The sequence below is a fragment of the Pseudomonas sp. FG98 genome (assembly GCF_057808595.1).
Genome location: NZ_JBMDIJ010000003.1, coordinates 192,651 through 207,602, shown reverse-complemented (window position 1 = coordinate 207,602; position 14,952 = coordinate 192,651). Strand labels below are relative to the sequence as shown.

16 protein-coding genes and 1 other RNA gene are annotated in these 14,952 nt (G+C 60.1%); 5 read left to right on the top strand and 12 right to left on the bottom strand.

Features of this window, described 5'->3' with window-relative positions; all coding sequences use genetic code 11:
• Nucleotides 1-301: 301 nt before the first annotated feature.
• Nucleotides 302-661: RNase P RNA component class A (gene rnpB / locus ACODSK_RS03890), an RNA gene on the bottom strand.
• A gap of 71 nt (nt 662-732) precedes the next feature.
• On the bottom strand, nt 733-1,581 hold the full coding sequence (gene rsmI, locus ACODSK_RS03885; RefSeq protein ID WP_489014062.1) for a 16S rRNA (cytidine(1402)-2'-O)-methyltransferase: 849 nt from the start codon (nt 1,579-1,581) through the stop codon (nt 733-735).
• A gap of 197 nt (nt 1,582-1,778) precedes the next feature.
• Between rsmI and ACODSK_RS03880 the strand changes: the two genes are divergently transcribed.
• The 4 genes from ACODSK_RS03880 (at nt 1,779) to ACODSK_RS03865 (ending at nt 5,258) form a co-directional block, all read left to right on the top strand.
• Entirely contained in the window at nt 1,779-3,593 is a 1,815-nt protein-coding gene (locus ACODSK_RS03880) for a penicillin-binding protein activator (RefSeq protein ID WP_489014027.1), read from the top strand.
• Nucleotide 3,594: 1 nt separating this feature from the next.
• Nucleotides 3,595-3,966 (top strand): YraN family protein, encoded by a 372-nt coding sequence (locus tag ACODSK_RS03875; protein ID WP_489014025.1) that lies wholly within the window; start codon nt 3,595-3,597, stop codon nt 3,964-3,966.
• 123 nt (nt 3,967-4,089) lie between these two features.
• On the top strand, nt 4,090-4,683 hold the full coding sequence (locus ACODSK_RS03870; protein WP_316920025.1) for a phosphoheptose isomerase: 594 nt from the start codon (nt 4,090-4,092) through the stop codon (nt 4,681-4,683).
• Nucleotides 4,680-5,258 carry a BON domain-containing protein gene (locus ACODSK_RS03865; RefSeq protein ID WP_489014023.1) on the top strand — a complete coding sequence of 193 codons (579 nt, stop codon included), beginning with the start codon at nt 4,680-4,682 and terminating at the stop codon, nt 5,256-5,258. Before ACODSK_RS03870 ends, ACODSK_RS03865 begins: the two co-directional genes overlap by 4 nt.
• 45 nt (nt 5,259-5,303) lie before the next feature.
• Here ACODSK_RS03865 and ACODSK_RS03860 read toward each other — a convergent pair whose 3' ends face one another.
• The 7 genes from ACODSK_RS03860 to rplM all read right to left on the bottom strand — a co-directional run bounded on the left by ACODSK_RS03860 (nt 5,304) and on the right by rplM (nt 10,159).
• Nucleotides 5,304-5,723: a ClpXP protease specificity-enhancing factor gene (locus tag ACODSK_RS03860; protein WP_489014021.1), complete on the bottom strand. Its 420-nt coding sequence runs from the start codon at nt 5,721-5,723 to the stop codon at nt 5,304-5,306.
• Nucleotides 5,724-5,733: 10 nt separating this feature from the next.
• Entirely contained in the window at nt 5,734-6,357 is a 624-nt protein-coding gene (locus tag ACODSK_RS03855) for a glutathione S-transferase N-terminal domain-containing protein (RefSeq protein ID WP_489014019.1), read from the bottom strand.
• A 116-nt stretch (nt 6,358-6,473) separates the two neighbouring features.
• Entirely contained in the window at nt 6,474-7,256 is a 783-nt protein-coding gene (locus ACODSK_RS03850) for a cytochrome c1 (RefSeq protein ID WP_489014017.1), read from the bottom strand.
• The gene (locus ACODSK_RS03845) at nt 7,256-8,467 is read right to left on the bottom strand and encodes a cytochrome b (protein WP_489014016.1); all 1,212 of its coding nucleotides are present in this window, start codon (nt 8,465-8,467) and stop codon (nt 7,256-7,258) included. Before ACODSK_RS03845 ends, ACODSK_RS03850 begins: the two co-directional genes overlap by 1 nt.
• Nucleotides 8,467-9,060: a ubiquinol-cytochrome c reductase iron-sulfur subunit gene (gene petA / locus ACODSK_RS03840; protein WP_489014014.1), complete on the bottom strand. Its 594-nt coding sequence runs from the start codon at nt 9,058-9,060 to the stop codon at nt 8,467-8,469. The genes ACODSK_RS03845 and petA overlap by 1 nt, the downstream gene beginning before the upstream one ends.
• Before the next feature lie 263 nt (nt 9,061-9,323).
• Nucleotides 9,324-9,716 carry a 30S ribosomal protein S9 gene (gene rpsI, locus ACODSK_RS03835; RefSeq protein WP_489014012.1) on the bottom strand — a complete coding sequence of 131 codons (393 nt, stop codon included), beginning with the start codon at nt 9,714-9,716 and terminating at the stop codon, nt 9,324-9,326.
• Nucleotides 9,717-9,730: 14 nt separating this feature from the next.
• The gene (gene rplM, locus ACODSK_RS03830) at nt 9,731-10,159 is read right to left on the bottom strand and encodes a 50S ribosomal protein L13 (protein WP_009404632.1); all 429 of its coding nucleotides are present in this window, start codon (nt 10,157-10,159) and stop codon (nt 9,731-9,733) included.
• A 470-nt stretch (nt 10,160-10,629) separates the two neighbouring features.
• On the opposite strand from rplM, the gene ACODSK_RS03825 reads away from it, so the two are divergent.
• Nucleotides 10,630-11,526, top strand: a complete 897-nt coding sequence (locus tag ACODSK_RS03825; RefSeq protein ID WP_489014061.1) for a GlxA family transcriptional regulator — start codon at nt 10,630-10,632, stop codon at nt 11,524-11,526.
• A gap of 133 nt (nt 11,527-11,659) precedes the next feature.
• On the opposite strand, the gene zapE is transcribed toward ACODSK_RS03825, so the two are convergent.
• The 3 genes from zapE to ACODSK_RS03810 form a co-directional block, all read right to left on the bottom strand.
• Entirely contained in the window at nt 11,660-12,754 is a 1,095-nt protein-coding gene (gene zapE, locus ACODSK_RS03820; RefSeq protein WP_489014010.1) for a cell division protein ZapE, read from the bottom strand.
• An 81-nt stretch (nt 12,755-12,835) separates the two neighbouring features.
• Nucleotides 12,836-14,185, bottom strand: a complete 1,350-nt coding sequence (locus ACODSK_RS03815) for a tryptophan--tRNA ligase (protein ID WP_489014009.1) — start codon at nt 14,183-14,185, stop codon at nt 12,836-12,838.
• A 24-nt stretch (nt 14,186-14,209) separates the two neighbouring features.
• On the bottom strand, nt 14,210-14,845 hold the full coding sequence (locus ACODSK_RS03810; protein WP_489014007.1) for an alpha/beta hydrolase: 636 nt from the start codon (nt 14,843-14,845) through the stop codon (nt 14,210-14,212).
• Nucleotides 14,846-14,952 lie beyond the last annotated feature (107 nt).

Genomic DNA, 14,952 nt, shown 5'->3' with positions numbered 1-14,952 from the left:
CCTAAATGTTAGCTTTTTTGTGTCTGAAAACCCACTTCATGCCACTTTCTGCCACTTGCGCACACTATAGGAATCCGCCCACCGCACCGTCAAGGCGCGCATATAAGGAAAACCCTTACAGATCGGAGATTTAGCGTAACAAGGACAGACACCGGGCTAATTCGGGGGGATTGCAGGAGGGAAAAAGCGAATTCACTCAAACGAATAGAGTGCGAAGTTAAAGTGATTTATTAAGAGTAAGACTTTTTTGGTATTACCGAAGCGGCTTCCGCTATCGAATCAAGCAGAAGAGAAGGAAGGAGTGGAGAGTCGATCTGTAAGCCGGGTTCTGTCGAGGACAGTCATTCCTCTACGACGGCCATCACTGGACGTCTTTAGCAACCTACCCGGTTCCAACGCGGGCCGCGCCATGTGGAACCCTATTTGGTCTTGCTCCGAGTGGGGTTTGCCTAGCCACGAACTGTTACCAGTCGTGCGGTGCGCTCTTACCGCACCTTTTCACCCTTACCGGCACCGAAGTGCTTAGGCGGTTGTTTTCTGTGGCACTTTCCGTAGGCTCGCGCCTCCCAGGCGTTACCTGGCACTCTGCCCTATGGAGCCCGGACTTTCCTCCCCCTACTTTTGCGGAACAAAAGAAGGCAGCGACTGTCCAATCGACTCTCCGCGTGAAAGATTAACGGCAGCGCGCTCCGAGAACAAGTGACAAAACAAATAATATCACCGTGACATCATCTATTTTTGTTTGTCCAACGCCACTTGATAGAGCACATTCTTCCTCACACCGGTAATTTCAGCTGCCAATGCTGCAGCCCGCTTCAATGGCATCTCGGCCAGCAATAGATCCAGTATGCGCAACACTTCTCCGCTGACCGCCTGTTCATCTTCCGGCGCAGTCCAGCCCGCCACCAGCACCACACACTCGCCACGCTGCTGATTACTGTCGCTTTCGACGAACTCGCGCAACTGCGACAAGGGCAAGCCCTTCAGGGTTTCGAAGGTTTTGGTCAACTCCCGCCCCAGCACTGCCGGACGCTCGGCACCAAAGATCGCCTCCATATCCTGCAGACACTCAAGGATGCGATGCGGCGCCTCATAGAAGATCAAAGTGCGTGGCTCTTCCTTGAGCAGATTCAGACGTGCCTGCCGTCCAACAGCTTTCGCCGGAAGAAAACCCTCGAAGATGAAACGATCGGATGGCAGCCCCGCCGCCGACAGCGCGGCAATCAGCGCACAAGCCCCCGGCACGGGTGCCACATTGATGCCAGCAGCCCGAGCCTGGCGCACCAGGTGATAACCGGGATCGGAAATCAGCGGCGTCCCCGCGTCGGAAATCAACGCAACGTTATCGCCCGCCAGCAGACGGGTAAGAAAGCGGCTGCCCTCGTCGCGCTCATTGTGTTCATGGCAGGCGGCCAGCGGTGTATTGATACCAAAATGTTGCAACAAGCGAATCGAGTGACGGGTGTCCTCGGCCGCGATAAGGGCTACATCAGCAAGGATCTTCAGGGCCCGGGCACTGATGTCATCCAGGTTGCCGATGGGCGTGGCCACCACATAAAGGGTCCCGGCAGCGGGGTTGATAGCACCTGGAGCATCGGTCACAGCACGTACCTGTCATCTGGATGAAAGCCGCCATTGTAGCGTGATAGCCGGCAACAATTCCCCGCCGAAGGCATTTCATACGACCTGAAACGAAGGTTTCACGCCAGCAAGATCGCGCCCCGGCCAGGGCTTGGGTACAATCGCAGGTTAATTTGATCGAGTAACAGGACCCGTACATGATCGCATGCCTGCGGCTACTCTCAGCCCTTTGCCTCGCTGCCCTGCTGGCAGCCTGCGCCAGTTCGCCTTCGTCCAGCCTGGGTGAACTGCCACGCACACCAGACGCCAGCATCGAGCAACTGCTCGAGCAGGCTGCCAACAGCAAGACCCCGGAAAAGGCCGCACTGCTGCGCTTGAGCGCCGCCGACCAGGCTTACCGACAGAAAGACAACGCGCGCGCCGCACGCATTCTCGAACAGGTCCAGCTGGACACCCTGAAGCCTGCCCAGCAAGTCTTTGCCAGCACCCTCTCGGCGGAGCTGGCACTGAGCCGCAACCAGCCGAAAGCTGCACTGACCGCCCTGAGCCATCCGAGCCTGGCGCACCTGAACGAGTTGCCAGCCGACCTCCAGGCTCGCACCCGTAGCGCGCACGCCGCCGCATTCGAAGCCGACGGGCAACTTCTCCCGGCCGCCCAGGAACGCATCGCCCTGGCACCACTGCTCAGCGGTGATGCCGCCGCAGCAAACAACGACGCCATCTGGAACCTGGTCGCCGCCCTGCCGCCCGAGCAGTTGCAGAACGGCGGCAGCGATGGCCTCGGCGGCTGGACCAGCCTCGCCCTGGCGGTGAAAAGCGCCGGCACGCTGGAACAGCAGCAAGCGGCCATCGACAGCTGGAAAGCCCAGAACCCGAACCACCCAGCCGCCCTGCAACTGCCATCGCCGCTGGTGAAGCTGAAAAGCCTGACCAGCCAGCCACTGACCAAGATCGCCCTGCTGCTGCCTCAGGAAGGCCAACTGGCCGGTGTCGCCCGCGCCCTGCGCGATGGTTTCATGGCCGCGCACTTCCAGGCCCAGCAAGCAGGCCAGAACCCACCGGCCATTCAGGTATTCGACAGTTCGCGCCTCACCTCGCTGGACGACTTCTACCGTCAGGCCCAGGCCGCCGGCGTGCAACTCGTCGTTGGCCCGCTGGAAAAGCCACTGGTCAAGCAACTCGCCAACTACCCGCAATTGCCAATCACCACGCTGGCGCTGAACTACAGCGACGCAGGACAGAACAATCCACCACAGCTGTACCAGTTCGGTCTCGCGGCAGAAGACGAAGCCCGCGAAGTCTCTCGCCGCGCTTACGCCGATGGCATGCGTCGTGCCGTTGCCCTGGTGCCCAGCGGCGAATGGGGCGATCGCGTCCTCAGCGCTTTCCGCCAGGACTGGGAAGCCAAGGGCGGCACCCTGCTTGCCGCCGAGCGCGTAGCCCAACCGGTCGCCCTGGCCCAGCAGATCGCCGACCTGTTCCAGCTGCGCCAAAGCGAAGGCCGCGCCAAGAGCCTGCAAAGCACCGTGGGCGGGAACGTTTCGGCGCAGCCTTCGCGCCGCCAGGACATCGACTTCATCTTCCTCGCCTCGACCCCGCAACAGGCCCAGCAGATCAAGCCGACCCTGAACTTCCAATATGCCGGCGACGTACCGGTCTACGCGACCTCCAACGTCTACAGCGCCAGCGGCGACGTCAACCAGTACAACGACATGACCGGCATTCGCTTCTGCGAAACCCCTTGGCTGCTCGACAGCAGCAACGGACTGCGTCAGCAGGTCGTGCGCCAGTGGCCACAAGCCGCCGGCAGTCTGGGCCGCCTGTATGCCATGGGTGTCGATGCCTACAGCCTGGCGCCACGCCTGGGGCAACTGAAAACCCTGCCGGACAATCGCATCGAAGGCCTCTCCGGAAGCCTGAGCATGAGCCCGAGCCAGCGTATCGAACGCCAACTGCCGTGGGCCGAGTTCTCTGGCGGCCAGGTCAAGCGCCTGCCTGATACGCCCCGCTGAGATGCCTGCACCTTCGCGCCAGGCCGCCGGAATGGCGGCCGAACAACAGGCCCTGGACTATCTTCTGGTCCAGGGTTTGGTGCTTCTGGCGCGGAACTGGCGGTGCAAACGCGGCGAGCTTGATCTGGTCATGCTCGACCGCGATACAGTAGTATTCGTCGAAGTTCGTTATCGCCTGCACGCAGGCTTTGGCGGCGCCCTCGGCAGCATCGATGCCCGCAAGCAGGAAAAACTGACGCTCGCCGCGCAGCACTTCCTGATGGACGAACCACGCTGGGCCAATCACCCCTGCCGCTTCGATGTCATCGCCTTGCAAGGCAGCGGTCATTCGGGACAACCGCTCGACTGGCTGCAAAATGCCTTCGACAGCTGACCCCCGCGCCGACGGACGCACCTTTACCCATTCAATTTTTTGCTCTTTGCTTCGCGGGCTGCACAGACATGTGCCGGGAATCCTTCAATCCCCGCCCGGCCAGCCCCATTTAAGGTCACACTGATGGACATGCAATCCCGAATTCGCCAGCTTTTCCAGGCCAGCATCAACACCAAGCAACAGGCGATGGAAGTTCTTGCACCCCACATCGAGCAAGCCAGCCAGATCATGGTCAACGCCCTGCTGAACGAGGGCAAGATGCTTGCCTGCGGCAACGGCGGCTCGGCCGGCGATGCCCAGCACTTCTCCTCGGAACTGCTCAACCGCTTCGAGCGCGAACGCCCCAGCCTGCCGGCGATCGCCCTGACCACCGATACCTCGACCATCACCTCGATCGCCAACGACTACAGCTACAACGAAGTCTTCTCCAAGCAGATCCGCGCCCTGGGTCAACCGGGCGACGTACTGCTGGCGATCTCCACCAGCGGCAACTCGGCAAACATCATTCAAGCGATCCAGGCCGCACATGATCGCGAAATGATTGTCGTAGCTCTGACCGGACGCGATGGTGGCGGCATGGCTTCGCTGCTGCTGCCGGAAGATGTCGAGATTCGCGTACCGGCCAATGTCACCGCACGTATCCAGGAAGTCCACCTGCTGGCGATCCACTGCCTTTGCGATCTGATCGACAGCCAACTGTTCGGGAGTGAAGAATGACCCCAAAACGCCTCGGCCTGATGGCCCTGACCCTGTGCCTGAGCCTGAGCGGTTGCAGCTCGGTGATCAACGCCAGTCGTGAAGCCCCGATCGATGATGACCGCGGCACTCGCACCCTGGGCAGCAAGATCGACGACTCGCTGATCGAAACCAAGGTTGCCGTCAACGTGGCCAAGGCCAGCCCCGACCTTGACCAGAACTCCCATATCGTCGTCAGCAGCTTCAACGGCGTTGTCCTGCTGGCAGGCCAGACCCCACGCGCCGACCTGAAAAGCCTCGCCGAACAAACCGCCGGCCAGGTCCAGAAAGTCAAGAAGGTGCACAACGAACTCCAGGTGCTCCAGCCCTCCTCGCTGCTGGCGCGCAACAACGACGCCTGGCTGACCACCAAGATCAAGACCCAGATGCTCACCGACTCCAGCATCCCCGGCTCGCGCATCAAGGTCATCACCGAAAACGGCATCGTCTACATGCTTGGCCTGCTGACCCAGGCAGAAGCCAACCGTGCCACCAACCTGGTGCAAGGTGTTTCTGGCGTGCAGAAGATCGTGAAGCTGTTCGAATACATCGACTGAACGCCGATGCAGACATGAAAAAGGCGACCCGAAGGTCGCCTTTTTTCATTTCACCACTTTCAAGCTCGGGCGCCCGCTCGGGCGAGGGGGCTGCCCACCATCCGGTGGGCCATCATCATCCGGCTCGACATCATCTTCATCGTCATCGACCATCGGCGGCTCGAGTTCGAACACCATGCCCTGGCCATTTTCACGCGCATAGATACCCAGGATGGCACCGGTCGGTACGTACAGGCTGTGGGCAACGCCACCGAAACGCCCTTCGAAACTGACCGCATCATTCTCCATCTGCAGACCGCGCACGGCGTTCGGCGAAATGTTCAGGACAATCTGACCGTCGCTGGCGAAACCCTGAGGCACCTGTACCGCAGGGTACTCGGCATTCACCAGGATATGTGGCGTGCAATCGTTATCCACGATCCACTCATACAGTGCACGCACCAGGTAGGGGCGACTGGAGTTCATCAACAGCTCCTTAAAGCTTGCGCATTTCTCGTTCAGCAGCGGACAGGCTTGCCTGGAAAGGCTCGCGGGCAAACTGTCGCTCCATATAGTCCAGCAGGGGTTTGGCCTGCCGTGGCAATTCGATTCCCAAAATCGGCAAACGCCACAAGATGGGTAGTAGACAACAATCCACCAGACTTTGCTCCTCACTGAGGAAACAGGGCTTGTCGGCGAAGAGCGGAGACACTCCGGTCAGGCTCTCGCGCAATTCCTTTCTCGCCAGTGCACGGGCAGCATCCTTGGCTCGCGGATCGAGGATCTGATCCACCAGCGAACACCAGTCACGCTGGATCCGATGAACCAGCAGCCGACTATTGGCCCGCGCCACCGGGTATACCGGCAACAGCGGCGGATGAGGGTAACGCTCGTCGAGGTATTCCATTACCACGGTGGATTCGTACAACGCCAGATCGCGATCGACCAAGGTCGGCAAGCTGCCGTACGGGTTGGCCTCCAGCAGCTTGGCCGGCTGGTTGCCGGCCACGACGTCGATGATCTCGACACTGACAGCTTTCTCGGCGAGAACGATACGCACCCGATGAGAATAGTGGTCAGCGGGGTCGGAGTAGCAGGCTAACCGATTGGTCACGCCCATAAGGTTCCTCCTCGCATGGAATAGTAAAAGCTATAAACGCAAACGCGCCCTGGGGCACCTCCGGACTCCGGAGGCGCCCCAGGGCGCGCGTTCAACTACCAGAAATTACTGCGTGATCAGTGCACGTCCTTCCAGTATTCGCGCTTGAGCAGGTAGGCGAATACGAAGAAGAAGGCCAGGTACAGCAGTACATAGGTACCGATGCGTTGGCTTTCCAGCTTGACCGGGTTGGCCGAGTAGGCCAGGAAGGTCACCAGGTTCTTGACCTTCTCGTCGAACTGCTCTTCGTTCAGGGTACCGGATTTCGGCACGATGGTCAGCTGATCACAGGCTTCATGAGTCAACGGAGCCCCCGTCAGCGGGTCGAATTGCTTCTTGCCGTCGACAACGGTCTGGATCTGCTTGCAGCCCACCACCTGCCGACCTTGCAACCCCACCAGCACGTTAGGCATGCCGACGTTCGGGAAGATCTTGTTGTTCACGCCCCACGGACGCGCCGGATCCTCATAGAAGCCGCGCAGGTAGCTATACAGCCAGTCGGTACCACGAACCCGGGCGACCAGGGTCAGGTCAGGTGGCGCAGCACCGAACCAGACCTTGGCATCGGACGCCTGCATGCCGGTGTTCATGTGATCGCCGATCTTGGCACCGGTGAACACCAGCTTCTCCAGCATCAGCTCGTGAGGAATGCCCAAATCATCGGCAACACGCTCGTAACGCTGGAACTTGGCGCCGTGGCAGCCCATGCAATAGTTGGCGAAGGTACGCGCGCCATCCTGCATGGCGGCCTTGTCGGTCAGGTCGATATCGACTTTATCCAGTTCCGGACCATGCTCGCTCGCAGCGAAGGTCAGGGTGGGCATCACTGCCAGAATCAATACTGCAAATAGCTTTTTCATCAGCCAGTCACCCTTTCCGGAACCGGTTTGGTCTTCTCAAGCCTGGTGTAGAACGGCATCAGAATGAAGTAGGCGAAATACAGGAAGGTACATACCTGCGACAGCAACGTACGGCCTGGAGTCGGCGCCAGAACGCCCAGCACACCCAGGATCACGAACGAAATGCAGAACACCACCAGCCAGATCTTGCTCAGCCAGCCCTTGTAGCGCATCGAGCGCACCGGGCTGCGGTCCAGCCACGGCAGCACGAACAGCACCGCGATTGCCGCGCCCATGGCGATGACACCGAAGAGCTTGTCCGGGACCGCCCGCAAAATCGCGTAGAACGGTGTGAAGTACCATACCGGCGCAATGTGCTCAGGCGTCTTGAAGGCGTTGGCCTGCTCGAAGTTCGGTTTTTCCAGGAAATAGCCACCCATTTCCGGGAAGAAGAACACCACGGCGCAGAACACGAAGAGGAAGACCACCACGCCGACGATGTCTTTCACGGTGTAGTAAGGGTGGAATGGAATGCCGTCCAGCGGAATGCCGTTCTCGTCCTTTTTCTTCTTGATGTCGACACCATCGGGGTTGTTCGAACCCACTTCGTGCAACGCCAGGATATGCAGGACCACCAGGCCGAGAATGACGATCGGCAGGGCAATGACGTGCAGCGCGAAGAAGCGGTTGAGGGTGATGCCGGAAATCAGGTAGTCGCCACGGATCCACTGGGTCAGGTCATCACCGATCACCGGGATGGCACCGAACAGCGAAATGATCACCTGGGCACCCCAGTAGGACATCTGGCCCCAAGGCAGCAGATAGCCCATGAAGGCTTCAGCCATCAGCGCCAGGTAGATCAACATGCCGAAGATCCACACCAGTTCGCGGGGCTTCTGGTAGGAACCGTAGAGCAGGCCGCGGAACATGTGCAGGTAGACGACGATGAAGAATGCCGAGGCGCCGGTGGAGTGCAGGTAGCGCAGGATCCAGCCGTACTCGACATCACGCATGATGTATTCGACCGAGGCAAACGCCTCTTCGGCCGACGGGGTGAAACTCATGGTCAGCCAGACACCGGTGACGATCTGGTTGACCAGCACCAACAGCGCCAGGGAGCCGAAGAAGTACAGGAAGTTGAAGTTCTTCGGTGCGTAGTACTTGCTGAGATGGTCTTCCCACATCTTGGTCGCGGGGAAGCGGGCATCAACCCATTCCATGAACTTGCTCATCACGCTTTCTCCTGATCGACACCGACGACGATGATGTCATCCGACTCGTACGAATGCGGCGGCACCGGCAGATTGAGCGGCGCGGGCTGGGACTTGTAGACGCGGCCAGCAAGGTCGTAGTGGGAGCCGTGGCAGGGGCAGAAATAGCCGCCGACCCACTTGGGACCAAGGTCGGCAGGAGCGACTTCGGGACGGAAAGTCGGGGAGCAACCGAGGTGAGTGCAGAGACCGACGAGGACCAGGATCTCCGGTTTGATCGAGCGATTCGATGGGTCGACGTAGGCAGGCTGGACCGACGCCTTGGACTCCGGATCAGAGAGATCTCCGGTGATCTTCTTCAAATTACCAAGGATCTCCTCGGTACGACGGACGATGAAAACCGGCTGACCACGCCACTCGGCCACCAACTGCTGCCCAGGTTCGACCTTGGCAATATTGACCTTCACCGGTGCACCGGCAGCCTTCGCCTTAGCACTGGGAAACCATGACCCTACGAACGGGACCGCAGCCCCCACCGCCCCTGCTGCACCCACAACGGATGTGGCTGCAACCAGGAAGCGACGCCGGCCTGCATTGACGCCGTCATTGCTCATTCAGTCCTCTCCCATCAGCTTTGTGGCCTGTTGAAACAGGCATCTACTAAGTAATTTCTGAAGCGCTAAAAATTTGCCGCATGGTAAAGAAAAGACCCATGACTGGCAAGGTTATTACCCTGGCCAAAGGCCTGCATCCCACGCAGGTCTTGATCTGCGTCTATGCGGCAAGTTGTCACACAAATGGCCAACCCCCATTATTCAAGACATAAAAAAAGCCCGGTTCCACCTGGAACCGGGCTTTTTTTGAAACTCTGAGCGAATTAACGCTTGGAGTATTGTGGACGCTTACGTGCTTTACGCAGACCCACTTTCTTACGCTCGACTTCACGAGCGTCGCGAGTGACGTAGCCAGCGCGGCGCAGAGCGCTACGCAGAGTCTCGTCGTACTCCATCAGAGCGCGGGTGATACCGTGACGGATCGCACCGGCCTGACCGCTGACACCACCACCAGCAACGGTGACGTAGATGTCGAACTTCTCGACGGTTTCGGTCAGTTCCAGCGGCTGGCGTACTACCATGCGCGCGGTTTCACGACCGAAGAACACGTCCAGGGAACGGTTGTTGATGGAGATGTTGCCAGTGCCCGGACGCAGGAAAACGCGAGCGGTTGCAGTCTTGCGACGGCCAGTGCCGTAATTTTGAGTCGCCGACATAATGAACTATTCCGTTAAATCTTCAGTTCTTGGGGCTGCTGAGCAGTATGAGGGTGAGTAGCGCCCGCATAGACTTTCAGCTTACGGTACATGTCGCGACCCAGCGGGTTCTTAGGCAGCATGCCTTTGACCGCGGTCTCGATCACGCGCTCAGGGGCCTTGGCAATCAGCTTCTCGAAGTTGATTTCCTTGATACCGCCCGGGAAGCCGGAGTGGGAGTAGTACATCTTGTCCGAAGTCTTGGCACCAGTGACACGTACCTGCTCGGCGTTGATCACGACGATGTAGTCGCCGGTGTCAACGTGAGGGGTGTATTCTGGCTTGTGCTTGCCACGCAGACGGCTCGCGATTTCAGTGGCCAGACGACCCAGGGTCTGACCAGCAGCGTCAACGACGAACCAGTCGCGTTTTACTGTTTCCGGTTTAGCAGTAAAAGTTTTCATTCTTTAATAAGCCTCAGAGGCCGCCCAGCAAAAATAGACGGCGAATCTTACTGAATAGTGCTTACTTTGACAAGGTCAAAGGCAGCCGAATACGAACGCTTTCGGGGGCTCGGGTCAGCGCGTTCAATACTTGGCGGGGTTCTTTTTCAGCGGCGGGGCATCACTTCCACCGTAGAAAGAGACGGCGGATTATCCGGATTGCCAGAAAAATATCAAGCTGATTTTCCAGATCCCCTGCCCTGTCGGCCAGGTGCGTGACCTTGTACACGCCAGTGAGCGCGCCTGGGAATGGGCTACTGGACACAATCGCCAAAAAATAAGACGATCCAGCCGGTGATTGACCACTCTGACCTATAAGAATAAAGAAAATGATGTTTACCCAACCCAACGTGCCGCTGCGGCGCGTCAGCATCCTCGCCATCGACAAGGTATTCGCCTCGACCCTGATGCAGGCCAAGGACTTCTTCCACCTGGCCAGCCTGCGCTATGCCAAGCAACTGGGCCTGAGCCTGCAGCCGATGTTCGAGACGCGCCTGGTCAGCCCCGACGGTCAGCCCGTACGCAGCTTCAGCGATGTGCAGGTCCCGGTCGACAGTGGCCTGGAAGAGGCCGACGTCATCGTACTCCCCGCCTTCTGGGACGACTTTTCCGCCCTCTGCGAACGCTACCCCCAGGTCCTGCCCTGGCTGCGCCAGCAGCATGCCCGCGGCGCGGTGCTATGCGGCGAGGCCAGCGGCGTATTCTGGCTGGCCGAGGCCGGACTGCTGGACGGCAAGGAGGCGACCACCTACTGGCGCTTCTTCAGCCAGTTCGCCGAGCGCTTCCCCAAGGTCCAGCTGAACCAGGACAAGCACCTCACCGACGCCGACAACCTGTTCTGTGCCGCCGGCACCACCTCGGCATGCGACCTGTACATCTACCTGATCGAGCGCTTCTGCGGGGCCAATGTCGCCCAGGCCGTGGCCCGCGACATCCTCTATGAAGTGCAGCGCAACTACACTCCGGGACGCATGGGCTTCGGCGGGCAGAAGCTGCATCAGGACGTGATCATCCTGCAGATCCAGCACTGGCTCGAAGAGCATTTCGCCGACAAGTTCCGCTTCGAGGACGTCGCCCGCAATCACGGCATGAGCATTCGCAACTTCATGCGCCGCTTCCAGAGTGCGACGGGCGACAAACCCCTGCACTACCTGCAACGGCTGCGCATCGAAACGGCAAAGGGACTGCTCTCCGGCACGCGCAAAAGCATCAAGACCATCAGCTACGAAGTCGGCTACGACGATGCCAGCTTCTTCGCACGGCTATTCAGGCAGCACACCGCATTGTCGCCGAACCAGTATCGGCAGCAGTTCATGCAGGAAGCCTGAGCCTCCTGCGCAAATATCGAGTCTGATAAAAAACTGTGGGAGCTGGCTTGCCAGCGATAGCGATGGTGAATTCACCATAGTCATCGCTGGCAAGCCAGCTCCCACAGGGTCTGCGTCAGGCTGTCGATCGAGCTTAAGGCTTGTGCGCCCGCGCCAGGAATTCGTGGGACTGCATTTCCAGCAAGCGACTGAGGGTCCGGGCGAACTCGAAGGTCAAGCGACCACCGGTATACAGGTCCTTCAACTCCACCTCGGCCGAAATGATCAGCTTGACGTTGCGGTCATAGAACTCGTCGACCATGTTGATGAAGCGCCGCGCGATATCGTCGGTCGCCACACCCATCTGCTCTACGCCACTGAGCAGCACCGCATGGAAGATCTTGCCCAGTTCGATGTAGTCGTTCTGGCTGCGCGGGCCGTCGCAGAGCTCGCGGAAGTCGAACCACGCCACGTCGTCACAGGTACGCAGGGCGCGGATCTCGCGGTTCTCGATGATCAGCACATCGTTTTCCACCGCCTGGGTGCATTCCGGAGTCAGCGCACGGAAGCTCTTGCGCAGGCTTTCGTGGGCTTCTTCATTGAGCGGGAAGTGGAACAGCTCAGCCTGCTCCAGGTGACGCAAGCGATAGTCGACGCCACTGTCGACGTTGACGATCTCGGTGTTCTGCTTGATCAGGGCAATGGCCGGAAGGAAGCGCGCCCGCTGCAGGCCGTCCTTGTACAGGCCGTCCGGCACGATGTTGGAGGTGGCCACCAGGGTCACGCCGTTCTTGAACAGCTCCTCCATCAGGGTGCCAAGGATCATCGCGTCGGTGATGTCGGAGACGAAGAACTCATCGAAGCAGATCACCCGCGACTCTTCGGCGAAACGCTTGGCGATGAGGGTCAGCGGGTTCTTCTCACCCTTCAGACCTTTCATTTCTTCGTGCACACGCTTCATGAAACGGTGGAAGTGCGTGCGGGACTTTTCCTTGAACGGCAGCGCCTCAAAGAAGGTGTCCACCAGATAGGTCTTGCCCCGGCCTACCCCGCCCCAGAAATACAGACCCTTGACCGGCGCCTGCTCCTTCTTGCCGAACAGCTTGCCGAACACACCCGGCTTGTTGTTCTGCGCCGCGATCAGATCGTCGTACAGGCGTTGCAGATGGCGCACCGCCGTTTCCTGCGCCGCGTCATGGAAGAAATCGGGACGTTTCAGATCTGCTTGATATCGTTCTAGGGGCGTCATAATTCGTTAGCAAGGCAACAAAAGCGGGCCGTCACTGTAGCGACGGCCCCGGGTAATGGCAATCAGACTTCCGATAAGCCGTCAGTCCTGTTGGGGCGCCAAGGCGGCGCGCAGCGCCTCGATGGCAGTATCGCGAGCGGCCTCATCGGCGAACTGCGGACTTGCGGCCACGGCCTCGCCCTCCAGCCACAGATTGAAGCCCAGGCCTTCGCTGCGCACATCCAGCTCCTGGCCTTGCTGCAGTTGCTTGGTCACCGCACCGGCAGCCTTGCCGTCGGCGAAGCTGCGCGACAGCAGCAGTTGCTCGCCATCGGCCGCCAGCAGACGGAAGCGGAAGCTGCCGTCTTCGTCGCGGAAGCTGACGAAGCGTGCGCTCTTCGCCGCCTTCTTCTTGGTCTCGACCGGGCCCTGGGCAATGCTGCGGAAGGAGCGCAGGCCGACAGCCTCGCGCAGTTGCTCGAGGAACGGCGTGGCAACCTTGCGCGCTTTCTGCGCACCGGCGAGGAGGATGTCTTCCAGGTCCGCAGGGCGAGTGATCAGTTGCTGGTAGCGCTCGCGCGGCTCGCTGAGCTGGCCATCGAGCAACTGGAACAGCTTCTGCTTGGCCTCACCCCAACCCAGGCCCTGCAACAGCTCTTCACGGAAGGCAGCGGATTGCTCGGCCGTGGAGAAGGCCTGGTAAAGGGTGAACAGGTGCGAGTTGTCCGGATCCTTCGCCTCGCCCGGCGCGCGGGAGTCGGTGACGATGCGGGAAATCGCGTCCTTCATGTCCTTGGCGCTGCTGAACAGCGGAATGGTGTTGTCGTAGCTCTTGGACATCTTGCGCCCGTCGAGGCCCGGCAGGGTCGCTACGCTCTCCTCGATCGCCGCTTCCGGCAGGACGAAGAACTCCTTGCCGTTGCCGAACAGGTGGTTGAAGCGCTGGCCGATATCCCGGGCCATTTCCACGTGCTGGATCTGGTCGCGGCCGACCGGCACCTTGTGCGCGTTGAACATCAGGATGTCCGCAGCCATCAGCACCGGGTAGCTGTACAGGCCCATGGTCACGCCGGCATCCGGGTCTTCGCCGTTTTCCACGTTCTTGTCCACCGACGCCTTGTACGCATGGGCGCGGTTGAGCAGGCCCTTGGCGCTGACGCAGGTGAGCAGCCAGGTCAGCTCGGGAATCTCGGGGATGTCGGACTGGCGATAGAAAGTCACCTTCTCCGGATCCAGGCCACCGGCCAGCCAGGTCGCGGCGATTTCCAGACGCGAGCGCTGGATGCGCTGCGGGTCATCGCATTTGATCAGGGCGTGGTAGTCGGCGAGGAAATAGAAGGAGTCGGCACCCGGCTGGCGGCTGGCGAGGATCGCCGGGCGGATGGCACCGGCGTAGTTGCCCAGGTGCGGGGTGCCGGTGGTGGTGATGCCGGTGAGAATGCGCGTAGTCATGGATATTCGCTTATCAGGCTTGGCTCAGTTCGAAAGACGCGGCAGTACCAGATCCTTGAGGTCGGTCAGCTTGCCATGAAAAAAGTGCCCGCATTCTGCCACTTTCAGCAGCTCATGGGGGCGCGGGAACGCTGCGGACCAGTCGTAGACGATACCTGGCTCGATCACCTCATCGGCATCGGGCTGGACGATGGTCAGCGGCACGTTCAGCGGCGCGGCCTCGTTGCCGCTCAGACGCATGACTGCCGGGGCGATCATGAACAGTTGTTTCGGCGCGGCCCCCTGCGCTTCAAGACGACCACCCACCGCGGCTGCAACGAAACCGCCGAAGGAGAAACCGATCAGGATCAAGGGCAGGTCCGGGTGTTGCTGCCGCAGCCAGGTTGCAGCGGCCTGGGCGTCGTCCACTTCGCCGCTGCCCATGTCATGGCTGCCGGCGCTGGCACCGACACCGCGGTAGTTGAAGCGCAAGGTGATCAGCCCGGCATCCCGCGCAGTACGTTGCAGGGTCGACACCACCTTGTTGAGCATGGTCCCGCCCTGGACCGGGTTGGGGTGACAGATCAGCACCAGGCCGTGGGCGTCGGCGACTTCCTGGTACAAGGCTTCAAGTTGGCCGACCGGGCCGTCGATGAGTACGGGGGATTCGCGGGTAAGCAAGGCATTAAACTCCGTGACCCCGGCAAGGGTCGACTCGTCTAGCTGAATGATTCTGTTCTGAGATATTTGCGATGCGTCGCGGTATACAGCGCAGGTCCGAGCCGTTA

What these genes read in the sequence shown, in the direction of transcription:
- ACODSK_RS03880 (WP_489014027.1), top strand. Translation starts at nt 1,779, where the DNA reads ATGATCGCATGCCTGCGGCTACTCTCAGCCCTTTGCCTCGCTGCCCTG.
- ACODSK_RS03875 (WP_489014025.1), top strand. Translation starts at nt 3,595, where the DNA reads ATGCCTGCACCTTCGCGCCAGGCCGCCGGAATGGCGGCCGAACAACAG.
- ACODSK_RS03870 (WP_316920025.1), top strand. Translation starts at nt 4,090, where the DNA reads ATGGACATGCAATCCCGAATTCGCCAGCTTTTCCAGGCCAGCATCAAC.
- ACODSK_RS03865 (WP_489014023.1), top strand. Translation starts at nt 4,680, where the DNA reads ATGACCCCAAAACGCCTCGGCCTGATGGCCCTGACCCTGTGCCTGAGC.
- ACODSK_RS03860 (WP_489014021.1), bottom strand. Translation starts at nt 5,723, where the DNA reads ATGAACTCCAGTCGCCCCTACCTGGTGCGTGCACTGTATGAGTGGATC.
- ACODSK_RS03855 (WP_489014019.1), bottom strand. Translation starts at nt 6,357, where the DNA reads ATGGGCGTGACCAATCGGTTAGCCTGCTACTCCGACCCCGCTGACCAC.
- ACODSK_RS03850 (WP_489014017.1), bottom strand. Translation starts at nt 7,256, where the DNA reads ATGAAAAAGCTATTTGCAGTATTGATTCTGGCAGTGATGCCCACCCTG.
- ACODSK_RS03845 (WP_489014016.1), bottom strand. Translation starts at nt 8,467, where the DNA reads ATGAGCAAGTTCATGGAATGGGTTGATGCCCGCTTCCCCGCGACCAAG.
- petA (WP_489014014.1), bottom strand. Translation starts at nt 9,060, where the DNA reads ATGAGCAATGACGGCGTCAATGCAGGCCGGCGTCGCTTCCTGGTTGCA.
- rpsI (WP_489014012.1), bottom strand. Translation starts at nt 9,716, where the DNA reads ATGTCGGCGACTCAAAATTACGGCACTGGCCGTCGCAAGACTGCAACC.
- rplM (WP_009404632.1), bottom strand. Translation starts at nt 10,159, where the DNA reads ATGAAAACTTTTACTGCTAAACCGGAAACAGTAAAACGCGACTGGTTC.
- zapE (WP_489014010.1), bottom strand. Translation starts at nt 12,754, where the DNA reads ATGACGCCCCTAGAACGATATCAAGCAGATCTGAAACGTCCCGATTTC.
- ACODSK_RS03815 (WP_489014009.1), bottom strand. Translation starts at nt 14,185, where the DNA reads ATGACTACGCGCATTCTCACCGGCATCACCACCACCGGCACCCCGCAC.